This is a genomic window from Streptomyces kunmingensis (assembly GCF_039533535.1).
GTDB lineage: Bacteria > Actinomycetota > Actinomycetes > Streptomycetales > Streptomycetaceae > Streptomyces > Streptomyces kunmingensis.
Map to the genome: position 1 here is coordinate 119,384 of NZ_BAAATS010000019.1, position 13,382 is coordinate 132,765.

The window sequence follows — 13,382 nt, forward strand, 5'->3', positions numbered from 1 at the left end:
CTTCCTACCCGGAATGACCCGGGCGAGGTTCAGAGGGTCTGCGGCCTGTCCTGCTCTGGTGCCGCACTCTCAGCGCTGTGGCGCTCCCCTGTCGGAATATGCAGATGTGGGTATCGAACTAAAGGCTACCGCTCGGTGGCGGCGAGCTGACCACACGCCCCGTCGATCTCCTGGCCACGGGTGTCCCGGATGGTGACGGGCACACCGTGCGCGGCGATCGCGTCGACGAACGCCTTCTCGTCCTCCGGCCGCGACGCCGTCCACTTCGAGCCCGGCGTCGGGTTCAGCGGGATCAGGTTCACGTGCACCGGCTTGCCCTTGAGCATCCGGCCGAGCCGGTCGCCGCGCCACGCCTGGTCGTTGATGTCCCGGATGAGGGCGTACTCGATGGACAGGCGGCGCCCCGACCTCGCGGCGTACTCGAACCCGGCGTCGAGCACCTCGCGCACCTTCCACCGGGTGTTGACCGGTACCAGGGTGTCGCGCAGCTCGTCGTCGGGCGCGTGCAGCGAGATGGCGAGGCGGCACTTGAAGCCCTCGTCCGTGAACCGGTTGATGGCGGGCACGAGCCCGACCGTCGACACGGTGATGCCCCGCTGCGAGAGCCCGAGCCCGTCCGGCTCCGGATCGGTCAGCGCCCGAATGGACTGCACGACCCGCTTGTAGTTGGCGAGCGGCTCGCCCATGCCCATGAACACGATGTTGCTCAGCCGGGCCGGACCGCCGGGGATCTCCCCGTCCCGCAGGGCCCGCATCCCGTCCACGATCTGGTGCACGATCTCGCCGGTCGACAGGTTCCGGTCGAGCCCGGCCTGCCCGGTGGCGCAGAACGGGCAGTTCATCCCGCATCCGGCCTGCGAGGAGATGCACATGGTGACCCGGTCCGGGTACCGCATGAGCACCGATTCGACGAGCGTCCCGTCGAACAGCCGCCACAGCGTCTTGCGCGTGGTGTCCTGGTCGGTCGACAGATGCCGTACGACGGTCATCAGCTCGGGAAGCAGCGCCTCCCGCAGCTTCTCGCGCGAACCGGCGGGGATGTCGGTCCACTCCGCGGGATCGTGCGCGTACCGAGCGAAGTAGTGCTGCGACAGCTGCTTGGCGCGAAACGGCTTCTCACCGATCGCGGCAACGGCTTCCTTCCGCTCGGCGGGCGAGAGGTCGGCAAGGTGCCGCGGCGGCTTCTTGGCTCCGCGGGGGGCAACGAAAGTAAGTTCTCCGGGCTTAGGCATGGCTCACCCAGTGTCGCACGCGTCCCCGATCAGCCGAGAATCCCGCCGATCAGCACCGCGACCCGGGACCAGTAGAGCCTCCACCGGTGGCCCGTACGGCAGTAGCGTCGCCGTCTGCGGCGCCCGCTCTGGTCGATGGATGTGTCGCACCACTTGCACGGCGTGTAGCCGCTGTAGGTGCCGTCCTTGTCCCGCTCGGCACGCCCCATGGAACGGGACCCTACGACAACGGGCCCCCACCTCGAGGCGGGAGCCCGTACCGGTACGGCAACAGTCAGGAGAGCGGGGTCAGGACCCCACGAACAGCACCAACAGCAGCCACACCACCGGCGCCGTCGGCAGCAGGGAGTCGAGCCGGTCCATGATGCCCCCGTGCCCGGGGAGCAGCGTGCCCATGTCCTTGATGCCGAGGTCCCGCTTGATCATGGACTCGCCGAGGTCGCCGAGGGTCGCGCTCGCGGCGACGAGGACGCCGAGGACGAGCCCCTGCCACCAGGCACCGTCGTCCACCAGGAACTCCATGCACAGCACACCGGCCACCATGGCGAACGTCACCGCGCCGACCAGGCCCTCGCGGGTCTTGCCGGGGCTGATGCGCGGCGCGAGCTTGTGCTTGCCGAACCGCCAGCCGATCGCGTACGCCCCGGTGTCGCTGACCACGGTGAGGATCAGGAACGTCAGGACGCGCCACGCCCCGTCGTCCGCGGTGAGCATCATAGCTACGAAGGTCGCGAGGAACGGCACGTAGAACGCCGCGAAGACACCCGCCGTGACGTCCTTCAGATAGCCCTCGGGCGGCTCGGTCATCCGCCACACCAGGACGGCGAGCGCGGTCAGCGCCATGGCCACCCAGGCGCCCTCGGCGCCCCGGACGTAGCCCGCGACGACCATGGCCGCTCCGCCGACGGCCAGCGGCACGAGCGGCGCTTTGATGGCCTTGCGCTCCTCGAGCCGCGACGTCAGCTCCCACAGCCCGACGACGACGGCGACCGCTATCACGCCGACGAAGACCGCCTTGACGATGAACAGCGACGCGATGATCACCGCGCCGAGCCCGACGCCGACCCCTATGGCCGCCCCGAGGTCCCGGCCCGCGCTCTTCTTCTGCTTCTGCGGCTGCGACTCGGGCTGCGGCTGCGGCTGCGGCTGCGGCTGCGAAGGAGCGGTGGGCACGGGCTGCGGTGCTGCGCCGGGCATGGGCTCCCGCGGCGTCTGCGGGGGTGTCTCGTCGCGGAACAGGGGGCCGCTCAGCCGAGCGGCCCCGCGGTCCTCCTGGTCACCGCCGCCGGCGGGCACGTCAGGCATATCGGGCACGATGGGCATGGGCCGAGTCTCCTCAACCGCGTGCCGTTCATACGCGGGACCCGCCGGAGCGCGCCCCTGGTCGTACGCGGGGCCCTGACCATGGGCGGGTCCCTGGTCGTACGCGGGCCCCTGACCATGGGCGGGTCCCTGACCGTGGGCGGGCCCTTGGCCGGAAGGCCCCCAGTACCCGGGCCCGGACGGCGCCCTCCAGGAAGAGTCGTTCACGGATTCCTCGAACCTCGATGTTCCGCGCTCGCTCAGACTTCGAGCAGCTCGGCTTCCTTGTGCTTGAGCAGCTCGTCCACCTGGGCCACGTACTTGGCGGTGGTGTCGTCCAGTTCCTTCTCGCCGCGACGGCCCTCGTCCTCGCCGATGTCGCCGTCCTTGATCGCCTTGTCGATGGCTTCCTTGGCCTTGCGACGGACCGAGCGGATGGAGACCTTGCTGTCCTCCGCCTTGCCCTTGGCGACCTTGATGTAGTCGCGGCGGCGCTCCTCGGTGAGCTCGGGGAACGTCACACGAATGATATTGCCGTCGTTGCTCGGGTTGACGCCGAGGTCGGAGTCCCGGATCGCCTGCTCGATGTTGCGCAGCGCGCTCTTGTCGAACGGGGTCACCACGGCCATCCGCGGCTCGGGAACCGAGAACGAGGCCAGCTGGTTGATCGGCGTCAGCGCGCCGTAGTAGTCGGCCACGATCTTGTTGAACATCGCCGGGTGCGCACGACCGGTGCGGATCGCGGCGAAGTCCTCCTTGGCGACCACGACGGCCTTCTCCATCTTTTCCTCGGCCTCGAGGAGGGTCTCTTCGATCACCACTTGCTCCTGCGTGTCTTGAGTGAGGCCCGGCTTGCACGGGGGCGGCCGGCTGCGTCGCGTGTCTGTTTCCCGCGCGGTTTCCTGCGGTGTCCTTGCACGGTGTCCGACCGGCAGGACATTGTCCATCCCTCTCGGGTCCCCGCAAGGGCCCGTACGGACGTGAGGTTCAGGCGCGGGTGCCCTGGTCGCCCACGAGCGTCCCGATCTTCTCACCCTTGACGGCCCGGGCGATATTGCCCGACGTCAGCAGCTCGAAGACGAGAATGGGCAGCTTGTTGTCGCGGCACAGGGTGATCGCGGTCATGTCGGCGACCTTCAGGTCCCGGGTGATGACCTCGCTGTAGCTGAGCGCGTCGAACTTCACGGCCTCGGGGTTCGTCTTGGGGTCCGAGTCGTAGACACCGTCCACGCCGTTCTTGCCCATGAGGAGCGCCTCGGCGTCGATCTCCAGGGCGCGCTGCGCGGCGGTGGTGTCGGTGGAGAAGTACGGCATGCCCATGCCGGCGCCGAAGATGACGACGCGGCCCTTCTCCAGGTGACGTACGGCGCGCAGGGGAATGTACGGCTCCGCGACCTGGCCCATCGTGATGGCGGTCTGTACGCGGCTGTCGATGCCTTCCTTCTCCAGGAAGTCCTGGAGGGCCAGGCAGTTCATGACGGTGCCGAGCATGCCCATGTAGTCGGAGCGAGCCCGGTCCATGCCGCGCTGCTGCAGCTCGGCGCCGCGGAAGAAGTTGCCGCCGCCGATGACGACGGCGATCTGCGCCCCGTCACGGACCACGGCCGCGATCTCACGGGCGATGGCGTGCACCACATCGGGGTCGACACCCAGACCCCCGCCCCCGGCGAACGCCTCGCCGGAAAGCTTCAGCAGAAAGCGGCCCGTGCCTTTGCCGTCGTCGCTCTTGTCACCGTTGTCGGCCTGGGTGGTGGTCATGGAGTTCTCCTCGTGGTGCACATACGAAGGAGGCCACTGCCGGTGGGGTGTTCGCATCCCATGCGCGGCAATGGCCTCCTCGTCACATCTGCGGTCGCCCGGCGCGAACCCGGGCGACTGCTGTCGACCCTAGCGGGGTCTCGCGGCTGTCGCGTACAGACTCAGATGCCGACCTTGATGCGCGAGAAGCGCTTCAGGGTGACACCGGCCTCCTGGAGGACCTTCTCGACCGACTTCTTGTTGTCGAGGGCGTACGGCTGACCGAGCAGCGTCGCCTCCTTGAAGAAGCCGTTGACGCGACCCTCGACGATCTTCGGGAGCGCGGCCTCGGGCTTGCCCTCGGCGCGGGTGGTCTCCTCGGCGACGCGACGCTCGGACTCGACGACCTCGGCCGGCACGTCCTCACGGGAGAGGTACTTCGGCGCGAAGGCGGCGATGTGCTGCGCGACGCCCTTGGCGATCTCGGCGTTCTCCTTGTCGAGCTCGACAAGGACACCGATCTGCGGGGGCAGGTCGGGCATCGTGCGGTGCATGTACGCGCTCACGTAGCCGTCGCTGAACTGCGCGAAGCGGTCCAGGACGATCTTCTCGCCGAGCGTGGCGTTGGCCTCGTCGACGAAGGCCTGGACGGTCTTGCCGGCCTCGATCTCGGAGGAGAGCAGCGCCTGCAGGTCGGCCGGGTTCGTCTTGGCGACGTGCGCGGCGAGCTGGTTCGCGACGGCCTGGAACTTCTCGCCCTTGGCGACGAAGTCCGTCTCGCACTTCAGCTCGACGATGACACCGGAGGTGTTGTCGTCGGCGATGAGGGAGACAACGGCACCGTTCTCGGCGGAACGGCCCTCGCGCTTGGCGACGCCCTTCTGACCCTTGATGCGCAGGGCCTCGACGGCCTTGTCGACACTGCCGTCGGCCTCGTCGAGCGCCTTCTTGCAGTCCATCATGCCGGCGCCCGTGAGCTCGCGGAGCTTCTTGACGTCAGCGGCGGTGTAGTTCGCCATGATCCTGTTTTTCTCTCTACGAAGTCTGAGAGGTCTGTAGACGAAGAAGTCTGTAGACCAAGGTCACGGGTGAACGGCGGGGGCCGAAAAGGCCCCCGCCGTCACCTCATGCAACCGGTGTCGAACCCGGTACCCGTACGGGTCAGGCCTGCTCGGCGTCCGCGGCCGGAGCCTCGGTGGCGGCGGCCTCGGCGGCCGGAGCCTCCTCAGCGGCCGGAGCCTCGGCGGCGGGGGCCTCAGCGGCAGCGGCCTCGGCGGCCGGGGCCTCCTCAGCCTTCTCGTCGGCCTTCTTCTCGCCCTCGAGCAGGTCGCGCTCCCACTCGGCGAGCGGCTCGGCAGCGGCCTTCTCGCCCGGCTTCTGGTCGCCGGTCGCAGCGCCGGAACGGGCGATGAGGCCCTCGGCGACGGCGTCGGCGATCACGCGGGTGAGCAGGGTGACGGAGCGGATCGCGTCGTCGTTGCCCGGGATCTTGTAGTCGACCTCGTCGGGGTCACAGTTCGTGTCGAGGATCGCGACGACCGGGATGTTGAGCTTCCGGGCCTCGCCGACAGCGATGTGCTCCTTCTTGGTGTCCACGATCCAGACGGCGCTGGGCACCTTGGACATCTCGCGGATACCACCGAGGGTCTTCTCCAGCTTGGCCTTCTCGCGCGAGAGCACGAGAAGCTCCTTCTTGGTGAGACCGGACGCGGCGACGTCCTCGAAGTCGATCTGCTCGAGCTCCTTGAGGCGCTGCAGACGCTTGTAGACGGTCGAGAAGTTGGTGAGCATGCCGCCCAGCCAGCGCTGGTTCACGTAGGGCATGCCGACGCGGGTCGCCTGCTCGGCGATCGCCTCCTGCGCCTGCTTCTTCGTGCCGACGAACATGACCGTGCCGCCGTGGGCGACGGTCTCCTTGACGAACTCGTAGGCGCGGTCGATGTACGACAGCGACTGGAGCAGGTCGATGATGTAGATGCCGTTGCGCTCCGTGAAGATGAATCGCTTCATCTTCGGGTTCCAACGACGGGTCTGGTGACCGAAGTGGACGCCGCTTTCCAGCAGCTCCCGCATCGTGACGACGGCCATGGCCGTACTCCTTGTGTGTTCTCGGTTGTTTCCTGACGCCCCGCTCGCGCCTGCCGCGTACGTGAGTACGGGACCGAAAGACGCTTTACACAGAACCGGTGAGTCTCGATGAGACCCGCCGTGGCCCGGTGCCGGGGCGTGCGAAGTCGATCCGGTGGCCCGGATCGCCACATGAAGTGTACGGGACCCGCGAGGTGGGGGGTGACGCCGCTGTCCACAACCGCCCGGTAGTCCACGTTTCCCGGCCATGATCCCCCGAGTTCGTCCCGACCGAGGATCGTCACCCCCATGCGAAAACTACTGTGTGTGACGAGATTGCTGCTGCTCGCCGGCCTCGCCTTCACCCTCGGCGCTTTGTGCCCCGCCGGTGCCGCCTGGGCTGCACCCGAGCGTCCACCGGCGAGCGGCGTACACCTCTGGTTGGCGAGCGACCGGGCCGGGGTCTCCAGCACGGACGGAGACCGACCCGGGGGCGGGCTCGCGAGCAGCGGCGCCCGCCTGTGGCCGGTCAGCGAGCGAACCGGGGGCGGACTCGCGGACGGCGGCGCCCAGCTTTGGCCCGTCGGCGAGCGAACCGGGGGTGGGCGGGCGAGTGGCGGCGCCCGCCTGTGGCCGGTCAGCGAGCGAACCGGGGGCGGACTCGCGGACGGCGGCGCCCAGCTTTGGCCCGTGGGCGAGCGAACCGGGGGTGGGCGGGCGAGTGGCGGCGCCCGCCTCTGGCCCGTGGGGGAGCGACCCGCCGTGGTGCGGCCCTGGTCCCCACCGGCCACCTCCTACGGTCCGGGTCACCGCGGCGTCGACCTGTCCGCTCCCATCGACGCGCCGGTCCGCTCGGTCGCCGTCGGCCGGGTCTCGTTCGCGGGCGAGGTGGCAGGCCGTGGTGTGGTGTCCGTGGAACTGTCGGGGACGGGAGATCCGCCCCTGCGTACGACGTACGAACCGGTGACGGCGACGGTCGAAAAGGGCGACCACGTGGCACCGGGCGACCCGCTCGGATACCTGCAACTTCCTACGGGTCACTGCCCGCGCTCATCCCCGTCGTGCCTGCACTGGGGCCTCCTGAGAGGCACCACCTACCTGGATCCGCTGTCCCTGCTGGACCCGTCACTGCTACATCGGGACCCGGCGCGACTCCTGCCGGTGTGGGGGCCCGGGCGGGACTGGGCAGCCGCCGACGCGGGGTATGGAGGACGAGGCAGCCACTGACGCCGGACGCTGAGGATGAGGCAGCCACTGACGCGGGGCGCTGAGGATGAGGCAACCACTGACGCTGGGCGCTGAGGATGGGGCAACCACTGACGCTGGGCTGGAAATGAGGCAGCCGGCGACACCGGGCACCCGCGGATGAGGCGACCACTGACCCCGGCCGCTCGACGCGAGGCAGCCGCCGACTCCAGGCACTGGGCATCCGCCGACCTTAGACACTGGACACGCGGCAACCGCCGACCCCGCCCCGGAGGACGAGGTGAGCGCTCCCGCCCGGTCAGGACTCCGACCTCAGCCCCGAACGCCCCGCAGCGCCATCCCCACGGCCGCATCCACAATCACGCCCGGATCCTCCGCCGCGCCGAGCTCGATCCGCCGCACCGCCGCGTCGACCACGCCCTGCAGCAGCATCGCGGCGAGCCGGGGCTGCTCATGCCCCATCTCCGCGAGTGCCTCGACGATCATGGCGACGAGCCCGCCGTGCGCGGCCCGGATCTTCTCGCGCGCCCCCGCGTCCAGCTCGCTCGCCGAGATGGCCACCACGGCGCGGTGCCGCCGGTCCCCGACCAGGGACAGCTGCTCCCGCACATACGCCTCGACCTTGCCCTCAGGCGTGTCGGCCCGCGCCATCCCGTCCTCGACCTCCGCGGCCCACACCGGGAAGTCGACCTCGCACAGCTCCTCGACCACCGCCGCGCGGGACTTGAAGTACTCGTACACGGACGACCGCGCGAGCCCCGTCCGCTCAGCCAGCGCGGGAAACGTCAGCGCCTCCGTCCCCCCTTCGGACAACAGGGAACGCGCCGCGTCCAAAAGGGCGCCGCGCTGCATCGACCGGTGCTCGGCCACAGAGGCCGCTCGAATCCTTGGCACAGCTCCACTTTACGGACGCGCCGCCCGGGACGGGAGTCTCACCGGCCACCCCACGCGGTCGGCCCGCCCGGGGCCCGGCAGGGACGATTCACCACCAGCGGTCTCCGGCCACTCACCGACCGAAACTGGCCAGCTTCGCTCTCAGCTGCAACACCGACTTCGTGTGGATCTGACTGACCCGGCTCTCCGTGACCCCGAGCACATTGCCGATCTCGGCGAGAGTCAGGCCCTCGTAGTAGTAGAGCGTCACGACGGTCTTCTCCCGCTCCGGCAGCGTGTTGATCGCGCGCGCCAGGAACCGCCGCAGCTCCCGGTCCTCGGCGACCTCCACCGGATTGTCCGCCGCCCGGTCCTCAAGGGTGTCCATGAGGCTGAGCCGGTCCCCGCCCTCGCCGCCGACGTGCAGCAGCTCCTCGAGCGCCACTACGTTCGCCAACGACAACTGGCTGAAAACAGCGTGCAGTTCCTCCAGCGCGACCCCCATCTCCTCGGCGACCTCGGTCTCCGACGGACTGCGCCGCAACCGGGCCTCGAGCGTCGCGTAGGCCCGCTCGACATTGCGCGCCTTCTGCCGCACGGACCGCGGGATCCAGTCCAGGGCACGCAGCTCGTCGATCATCGCGCCGCGGATCCGGGTGATCGCGTACGTCTCGAACTTGATCTCGCGCTCGATGTCGAACTTCTCGATCGCGTCGATCAGCCCGAAAACCCCGGACGAGACGAAGTCGGCCTGCTCGACATTGGGCGGCAGCCCCACACTGACCCGGCCGGCGACGTACTTGACCAGCGGCGAGTAGTGCAGGATCAGCTGCTCGCGCAATCGCTCGTCGCCGGTCGCTTTGTACGACCTCCACAGCTCCTCGAGTGAGGTGGGGGCCGGAGGCCGCACGCTGGAGCCGCGGGCGGCGGGAGGGACCGCCGCCCGGTCGGATCCGGAGGTGTGCTGTGGCATGCGCCGCCTTGTGCCGTTCTGCTGCGTACCGACGGAGTCGGAGAGGGAGCCGGGGTGCGTGGCCTGAACTGTGGTCGCTGGAGTCGCTTTGCTGATGAAGATGCCGTCTTGCCCGTCTGGTGGTGACTGGTTCCGAACCGCCTGCCTGATTACGGAATGAGGGAACGAACCCCGAATGCTGGTGAGCGTAGCGTGACTGGAGTGTCGCAGTGTGCGAAGGCTATGGGATCGTACGCGCGCAGATACGTTCCGTTGGGGGACTTGCGCGGGCGCTTCCGTCGCCGTACGTGATCGGGTCGATCCGCCAACTACCGGAACTGCCAAGGTCATCGGGGGGTCATCCGGACGGCGCAATACTCTGCGTCAGGGGAGCCCTCCGTCCGAAAACACCGAGCCGTTCGCCTGGCGTGTCAACTGCCAGCCATCGCCGTGTCGTTCGACGAACCCCAACGAGCGCAGTTCGTACAACCTCCCGATCGTGTCGTCCGTGCTTCCCCCGGCCTCCGAAGCGATCTTGGCGACGGTGTGCATCCCTCGCGCGGGCAACGCGGCGAGCACACGGGCCGTGGCCGGCGACAGCAGATCCCGCGGCAGCACGGGCCCGCGGCGCTCCGGGGCCAGCTCGCCGATCGCGCCGACCAGTTCGATGACTTCCTCCGCGTCGGTCACCAGCGCACCTTCCTTGCGCAGCAGTTCGTGCACCCCGGCGGAGACTCCGCTGGTCACCGGGCCCGGCACCCCCATCGCGTGCCGCCCCAGACGCTGGGCCCAACGAGCCGTGCCCAGCGCGCCGCTGCGGTAGGCCGCCTCGACCACGACCGTGCCCCTGGTCAGCGCGGCGATCACCCGGTTCCGCAGGATGAAGCGGCTGGGCGTCGGATGATCACCCGGCGGCAACTCGCCGACCACGAGTCCCTGTTCCGCGATCCTGTCGATCAACTGGGCGTGCCCGCGCGGATAGACACGGTCGACCCCACAGGCGAGCACCGCGACGGTGACCCCCGCGGCACCGAGCGCCCCGCGGTGCGCCGCCGCGTCGATCCCGTACGCACCGCCGGAGACCACGACCCAGCCGCGCTCCGCCAGTCCTGCTCCGAGACTCGCGCCCATCCGGACCCCGTAGTCCGTGCACGCCCGCGCCCCGACCACGGCCACCGAGCGCAGCGCCCACATCCGCAGATTCGCCCCGCCCCGCACCCATAGCCCGACGGGCCGCTCGTCCCCCAAATCGTCCAGTTGTCCCGGCCACTCGGCGTCCCCCGGACACACGAACCGCGCCCCGAGCTTCTCCACCCGCGCCAGGTCCCGCTCCGCAGGGGGTGCATCTCGGGCCCGCGCGAGGAGCCCGGCCCAGCGCTCGGCTCGTACGCCCGGCAGCGGCAGCGGTCCCTCCGCCTTTTCGTCGGCCTCGTCGATGCGCCGGACGGTCTCCAGGGGGCCGAACTCCCTGAGCCAGTGACCGGCCACGTCCCAGCCCGGCTCGACGATCCGGGTCAGCCGGGCCCGCGCGAGGCGCACCGCGTCCGGGACGTGCGCCCCCGTCACGAGCCGGCTCCGATCGTCATCGGCACACCGCGGGAGATCCCGGTCCGCAGTTGCAGTGCGAGCGCCACGTCCTGCGCGAAGGGCCGGTCGTGTCCGGAGAGGTCGGCCACGGTCCAAGCCACTCGTAGGACCCGGTCGAGCCCGCGGGCGGTCAGGAAGCCGCGCTCCAGATCCATCTCCGCTTCGTCCAGGGCGCCGGGCGCGGCGGGCCACCGCGTACGCAAGGCGTGCCCCGGCACTTCGCTGTTGGTCCGCCAGGGCGTGTCCGCGTACCGGGCCACCGCCCGCTCCCTGGCTGCCCGGACCCGGTCGGCGACCACCTGGGTGCTTTCGCCCCGCGGCCCGTACCCGGACAGTTCGTTACGGGTGACCGCGTCCACCTCGACCCGCAGATCGACCCGGTCGAGCAGGGGCCCGGACAGTCGCGCCTGGTAACGCCGCACGGTGGCGGGCGCGCAGTCGCACTCACCGCCCAGGGCCCGGTACTGCCCACAGGGACACGGGTTCGCGGCGAGCGCCATCAGGAAGCGCGCGGGCAACCGCACCACCCCGGCGCTACGGGCGATCACGACGTGCCCCGCTTCGAGCGGCTGACGTAGGGCGTCGAGTGCGCGGCCGCTGAATTCAGGCGCTTCGTCCAGGAAGAGCACCCCTCTGTGTGACAGCGACACCGCTCCCGGCCGCGCCACCCCGGGCCCGCCGCCTACGAGGGACTGCATGGTCGCCGAGTGGTGGGGTGCGCAGTAGGGCGGTGTGTCGATCATCGATTTGCCCGGTGGCAGCATGCCGGCCACCGAGTGGATCGCTGTGACCTCCAGGGACTCCACGCGGGTGAGCGGGGGCAGGACGGTCGGCAGCCGCTCGGCGAGCATCGTCTTGCCCGCTCCCGGCGGGCCCGAGAGCATCACATGGTGTCCGCCCGCCGCGGCGACCTCGATAGCGGTCCGGGCCGACAGCTGGCCTACGACGTCGGCCAGGTCGAGTCCGTGCCCGTCGTTCAGCGGTCCGCCGAGGCCGGTGCCCGCGCCGCTGCCCGGCATGGACAGACCGGCGAGCATCGGATCGGGACGGCCGCGCTCGTCCGGCTCCTCGTCCGGCACCGGCTCGTCCGTGAGCACGGCGATGAGCTGCCGCAGGCTGCGGACACCGAGCACGGAGACGCCCGGCACCAGCGTCGCCTCACCGGCGGTGCACTCGGGGACCACGACCTGCTCGTACCCCGCGTCGGCCGCGGCGAGGACGGCCGGCAGCACACCCCGCACCGGTCGCACCCGCCCGTCGAGACCCAGCTCCCCGATCATCACGATGTCGGCGAGGACACGCGGATCGATCCGCTCGGCCGCGCCGAGGACCGCGCAGGCGACAGCCAGGTCGAACCCGCTGCCACCCTTGGGCACGGACGCCGGGCTGAGTCCCACCGTCAGCTTCTTCTGCGGCCACTCCGCCCCGGAGTTGACCACCGCGGCCCTGACCCGGTCGCGGCTCTCGACGAGGCTCTTGTCCGGCAGCCCCACGAGCGTGAACGCGGCGATGCCCGGCTCCAGATCCGCCTGCACCTCGACGACGACGCCCTCGACGCCCACCAGGGCCACCGAACAAGTACGCGCGAATCCCATCAGGACACCCCCCGCACGTGCTCGACGCGCGGAGCTCCGCGCTCGGGCAGCAGAACGCCGACGAGATCGATCCGGACTCCGCCCGGTGGCGCTCCCCCGTGCTCCTGCACCCAGCGCTCCGCGAGCGCCCGGAGCCGTCGGGCCTTGAGTGGGGTGATCGCGGCCATGGGGTGCTCGAAGGCGTCACCCTCCGTGCCGCGCCCCCTGCGGGTCTTGACCTCGCACACGACGATCGCGTCGCCGTCCCGCGCCACGATGTCGAGCTCGCCCGTCCGCCCCGCTCGCCAGTTCCGCGTGAGCACCGTCATCCCGGCGTCGGTCAGCCGCCTCGCGGCCAGATCCTCGCCGTACTTTCCCATCGCGCCCCGTGCGTTCACGTCGGCACCACCTCCGACGCCCACGCTGACGCACGGGCTCGACCGGAGTGGATCTTGGTGAACTACTCAGGGGTTGTGGAAAACCCCGTCACACACCTGGGTGGGGCTCAGCTGCCCGGAAGTTCCAGGTCGCTCTTGTTGAGCTCCTCGATATTCACGTCCTTGAACGTGAGCACCCGGACCTGCTTCACGAACCGCGCCGGCCGGTACATGTCCCAGACCCACGCATCCGCCATCGACACCTCGAAGAACACCTCGCCCTGAACCGAGTGCACCTGCATCTCGTAGTCGTTGGTGAGGTAGAAACGCCGCTCGGTCTCGATCACGTATTTGAACAGCCCGACGACATCGCGGTACTCCCGGTAGAGCTTCAGCTCCATCTCGGTCTCGTACTTCTCGAGGTCCTCGGCGCTCATGGCATGTTCCCCTTCAGCCGTGCGTCCCCCTATTGTGC

General features: G+C 69.9%; 14 protein-coding genes. 1 reads left to right on the plus strand and 13 read right to left on the minus strand.

The genetic code is table 11. The features are described from left to right. Positions 1-125: 125 nt before the first annotated feature. The 7 genes from rlmN to rpsB all read right to left on the minus strand — a co-directional run bounded on the left by rlmN (position 126) and on the right by rpsB (position 6,359). The gene (rlmN, locus tag ABD366_RS24865) at positions 126-1,232 is read right to left on the minus strand and encodes a dual-specificity RNA methyltransferase RlmN (RefSeq protein WP_324767375.1); all 1,107 of its coding nucleotides are present in this window, start codon (positions 1,230-1,232) and stop codon (positions 126-128) included. Positions 1,233-1,261: 29 nt separating this feature from the next. Next, positions 1,262-1,441: a hypothetical protein gene (locus ABD366_RS24870; protein ID WP_324767377.1), complete on the minus strand. Its 180-nt coding sequence runs from the start codon at positions 1,439-1,441 to the stop codon at positions 1,262-1,264. 79 nt (positions 1,442-1,520) lie between these two features. After that, complete coding sequence (locus ABD366_RS24875; RefSeq protein ID WP_324767378.1) at positions 1,521-2,762, minus strand: phosphatidate cytidylyltransferase; 1,242 nt, start codon at positions 2,760-2,762, stop codon at positions 1,521-1,523. Between the two features lie 32 nt (positions 2,763-2,794). Beyond that, positions 2,795-3,352 carry a ribosome recycling factor gene (frr, locus tag ABD366_RS24880; RefSeq protein WP_324767379.1) on the minus strand — a complete coding sequence of 186 codons (558 nt, stop codon included), beginning with the start codon at positions 3,350-3,352 and terminating at the stop codon, positions 2,795-2,797. 169 nt (positions 3,353-3,521) lie between these two features. Then, on the minus strand, positions 3,522-4,292 hold the full coding sequence (pyrH, locus tag ABD366_RS24885) for a UMP kinase (RefSeq protein WP_324767381.1): 771 nt from the start codon (positions 4,290-4,292) through the stop codon (positions 3,522-3,524). A gap of 161 nt (positions 4,293-4,453) precedes the next feature. Next, a complete protein-coding gene (gene tsf / locus ABD366_RS24890) occupies positions 4,454-5,290 on the minus strand; it encodes a translation elongation factor Ts (RefSeq protein WP_324767382.1) in 837 nt (278 codons plus the stop codon). 142 nt (positions 5,291-5,432) lie between these two features. Continuing rightward, complete coding sequence (rpsB, locus tag ABD366_RS24895) at positions 5,433-6,359, minus strand: 30S ribosomal protein S2 (protein WP_324767384.1); 927 nt, start codon at positions 6,357-6,359, stop codon at positions 5,433-5,435. A gap of 669 nt (positions 6,360-7,028) precedes the next feature. On the opposite strand from rpsB, the gene ABD366_RS24900 reads away from it, so the two are divergent. Next, entirely contained in the window at positions 7,029-7,565 is a 537-nt protein-coding gene (locus ABD366_RS24900; protein ID WP_411293654.1) for a peptidoglycan DD-metalloendopeptidase family protein, read from the plus strand. A gap of 291 nt (positions 7,566-7,856) precedes the next feature. On the opposite strand, the gene ABD366_RS24905 is transcribed toward ABD366_RS24900, so the two are convergent. The 6 genes from ABD366_RS24905 to ABD366_RS24930 all read right to left on the minus strand — a co-directional run bounded on the left by ABD366_RS24905 (position 7,857) and on the right by ABD366_RS24930 (position 13,344). Next, positions 7,857-8,414, minus strand: coding sequence for a TetR/AcrR family transcriptional regulator (locus ABD366_RS24905; protein ID WP_324767386.1), 558 nt, complete (start codon positions 8,412-8,414; stop codon positions 7,857-7,859). Positions 8,415-8,550: 136 nt separating this feature from the next. Next, positions 8,551-9,390: an RNA polymerase sigma factor WhiG gene (gene whiG, locus ABD366_RS24910; RefSeq protein ID WP_324767387.1), complete on the minus strand. Its 840-nt coding sequence runs from the start codon at positions 9,388-9,390 to the stop codon at positions 8,551-8,553. Positions 9,391-9,753: 363 nt separating this feature from the next. Next, complete coding sequence (dprA, locus tag ABD366_RS24915) at positions 9,754-10,935, minus strand: DNA-processing protein DprA (RefSeq protein ID WP_324767388.1); 1,182 nt, start codon at positions 10,933-10,935, stop codon at positions 9,754-9,756. Then, positions 10,932-12,551 (minus strand): YifB family Mg chelatase-like AAA ATPase, encoded by a 1,620-nt coding sequence (locus ABD366_RS24920; protein WP_324767389.1) that lies wholly within the window; start codon positions 12,549-12,551, stop codon positions 10,932-10,934. The genes dprA and ABD366_RS24920 overlap by 4 nt, the downstream gene beginning before the upstream one ends. After that, complete coding sequence (locus ABD366_RS24925; RefSeq protein WP_324767475.1) at positions 12,551-12,910, minus strand: YraN family protein; 360 nt, start codon at positions 12,908-12,910, stop codon at positions 12,551-12,553. Before ABD366_RS24925 ends, ABD366_RS24920 begins: the two co-directional genes overlap by 1 nt. A gap of 125 nt (positions 12,911-13,035) precedes the next feature. Beyond that, the gene (locus tag ABD366_RS24930) at positions 13,036-13,344 is read right to left on the minus strand and encodes a DUF2469 domain-containing protein (RefSeq protein ID WP_005311352.1); all 309 of its coding nucleotides are present in this window, start codon (positions 13,342-13,344) and stop codon (positions 13,036-13,038) included. Positions 13,345-13,382: the final 38 nt, after the last annotated feature.